General features: G+C 68.6%; 2 protein-coding genes. Both read right to left on the reverse strand.

From position 1 onward, the window contains the following. Window positions 1-20: 20 nt before the first annotated feature. Entirely contained in the window at window positions 21-1,634 is a 1,614-nt protein-coding gene (locus U9980_RS03985) for a class I adenylate-forming enzyme family protein (RefSeq protein WP_322766730.1), read from the reverse strand. A 49-nt stretch (window positions 1,635-1,683) separates the two neighbouring features. Continuing rightward, a complete protein-coding gene (locus U9980_RS03990; RefSeq protein WP_322766731.1) occupies window positions 1,684-2,835 on the reverse strand; it encodes an acyl-CoA dehydrogenase family protein in 1,152 nt (383 codons plus the stop codon). Window positions 2,836-3,044 lie beyond the last annotated feature (209 nt).

Here is a 3,044-nt window from a genome sequence, read left to right on the forward strand (position 1 = left end):
GGGGCCTGCCTGGTGGATCTTCAATCGCGCGGTGACGCCTGCGTGATCGTCTCCCGCAGGAGGAACTTGCGGACCTTGCCCGACGCCGTGCGGGGAAGGTCGTCGACGACATGCCAGTCCACCGGCACCTTGAAGTAGGCAAGCCGGGACCGCGCGAACGTCGCCAGCTCCTCGGCGTCGACCGCACTGGTCACATCGGCAGCACCGGTCACATCGCCGGTGGCACGCACGATGAACGCAACCGGAACCTCACCGAGGCGCTCATCGGGTGCGCCGACCACCGCCGCGTCCGCCACGCCGGGGTGCTCGACCAACACTTCTTCCACCTCGCGCGGGTAGATATTCTCCCCGCCGCGGATGATGACGTCACGGATGCGTCCGTGGATCCGCAGGACTCCGGTCGCGTCCATCGTGCACAGGTCACCGGTATGCAACCAGCCCTCGCCATCAAGGGTCCGGCTGGTCGCCTCGGGATCGTCGTGGTACCCGCTCATGTTCAACGGGGAACGGATCAACAGCTCACCAGGCTCGCCGAGGTCGGCGGTCGTCCCCGCGGTGCCCGGCGCGATGATGCGGACCTCGCGCTGCGGCAACGCCCGCCCCAGCGTCTCGGCCTTCACCACGTCGCTGTCCCAGGGAAGGCACGCGGTTGCGTTGGGCGCCTCGGACTGGCCGTAGGCGATGACGACACGGCAGCCGAGCCCGGCTTCGGTGCGGCGGATCAGCGCCGGTGGAACTGTCGTTCCGCCGGTCTGGATGACCTGGAGGCTGCTGATGTCATACCGGGCGAGATCGGGGCAGGCCAACAGGTCGTACAGCATCGTCGGGACGGAGCCGAGTGCGGTGACGTGCGCCCGCTCGACCAGCCGCAGGGTGCGGGCCGGATCGAAGCCCCCCGGCGAGAGGACCATCGTTCCCGCCGTGGCGAACGTCATCAGCACTCCGGACACCGAGCCGCCGACATGGTGCAGGGGCAGCCCGGAGCACCACACCAGGGGAGCCTCGAAGATACGCCCGGCGATACGGCCGGTGTTGAGCGCGGCGAAGTGGGACAGTACGGCGCCCTTGGGCCGCCCGGTGGTCCCTGAGGTGTACTGGATGAGAAACGGCGCCGCGGGCGAGACCGCCGGCAGCGGTCCCGGGTGTGCCCGCAAGGCATGCGCCAGGTCCGCAAGCGGCTGGACCCGCACCGGTCCGGGCAGCTCGCGGGCCAGGGTCTGCGCACGCTCGAACAGCGGGGAGCCTCGGTGTTCGGCTGCCGCGATGACGAGCCTCGCGCCGGACTGGCGCAGCTCGTGCCGGACCTCCTCGTCCCGCAGCGATGTGTTGATCGGGACGAGTACGGTGCCGGCGAGCGCGCTGGCGCACTGCACGAAGATCCAGTCGGGGCTGTTGGGCGCCCACAGCGCGACCCGGTCCCCCGGTTCGACCACGCTGAGCAGTCTCCCCGCCACTGCACTGGCCTGCGCGACCAGGCCCGCGTAGGTCAGGGTCTTGAGGTCCGGCCCCACCGGCCAGCGCAGCGCCGGACGGTCCGGGTACTGGTCAGCGACGTGGAGCAACCAGTCGCCGACCGACTGCTCGACCAACGCGACGGTGGTGTCGGCCGGCCAGTGAGCGGCGGTGAGCGTCATCTGACCACCCAGGCTCTTAAGGACTCGTCAGTAACCACTCAAACACACCCTAGTCGCCGTCGAGGTCGAGCGAGCGGCCCACGATTTCCTTCATGACCTCGTTGGAACCGGCGTAGATCCGCTGCACTCGACCGTCCCGCCACAGCCGGGCGATCTCGTACTCGTTCATATAGCCGTAGCCGCCGAACAGCTGCAGGCAACGGTCAACGACGTCGCACTGCGTGTCGGTCGTCCACTGCTTGAGACCGGCGGCGTCGACGGCGCTGAGCTCGCCGTCGAGGTGCGCGCGCACAGCCGTGTCCACGTAGGCCTGCGCGACGTCACACAAGGTCTTGATCGCGGCGAGCTCGAACCGGGTGTTCTGGAACGAACCGATCGTCGTCCCGAACGCCTTGCGGGTGCGCACCTGCTCCACGGTCAGCGCCAAGGCCCGCTTCATGATGGCCACGGCGGTGACACCCGCGCCGAGCCGCTCCGTTCCCAGGCTCTCCATCAGGTGGTAGAAGCCGCGGTTCTCCTGCCCGAGCAGGTTCGACACGGGCACCCGCACCTCGTCGAAGAAGAGCTCAGCGGTGTCCTGCGCCTTCTGACCAATCTTGTCGAGCTTGCGGCCGCGGCTGAAGCCCGGTGCATCCGCATCGATGACGAGCAGGCTGATGCCACGGTGACCGGCGTCCGGGTCGGTCTTGACCGCAGCGACCACCTTGTCGCACAGCAGCCCGTTGGTGATGAACGTCTTCGAACCCGACACGACATAGCTGTCACCGTCGCGGCGCGCGGTCGTGCGGATCGCCTTCACATCCGAGCCGGCACCGGGCTCGCTCAGCCCCAGCGCCCAGATGATGTCCCCGCTCACCGAGCCGGGCAACCAGCGCGCCTTCTGCTCGTCGGTGGTCAGCGTGATGATGTACGGCGGCATCACGTCGTTCTGTAGCCCGAAGCCGAAACCGACGGTTCCGGTGGCCCAGAACTCCTCCGCGAGGATCACGCTGAACCGGTAGTCGTCGACCCCGGCACCGCCGAACTCCTCGGGGGCCGACCACAACAGCAGACCCGCCCGGCCCGCCTTGCGCCAGACCTCCCGGTCGACAACACCGGCCTGCTCCCACTCGGCGGTGTGCGGGACGCACTCCTTCTCGAAAAACGTCCGAGCGAGCGCGCGGAACTCCTCGTGCTCAGGTTCGAACAGGGTGCGACGCACCAGACCAGCTCCTTCACGCTAGAGGGCCGCCAGGCACGCGACCACCGCTACACACCCGCGCCCGTGGGCCCCGCGGGACCCCCGTGGACCCGCTGGCCCGCGCCGGCCACGCCGGAAGCGGCCGTCCGCCGGCCAACACGTAGATCCTCTTATTAATTAACCGCTTTGACAAGATATCTCTATCAAAAGAGGACCGTCGGCGGCGCCGG

The sequence above is a fragment of the Protofrankia sp. Cr1 genome (assembly GCF_963555865.1).
Lineage (GTDB): Bacteria > Actinomycetota > Actinomycetes > Frankiales > Frankiaceae > Protofrankia.

What these genes read in the sequence shown, in the direction of transcription:
- U9980_RS03985 (WP_322766730.1), bottom strand. Translation starts at nt 1,634, where the DNA reads ATGACGCTCACCGCCGCTCACTGGCCGGCCGACACCACCGTCGCGTTG.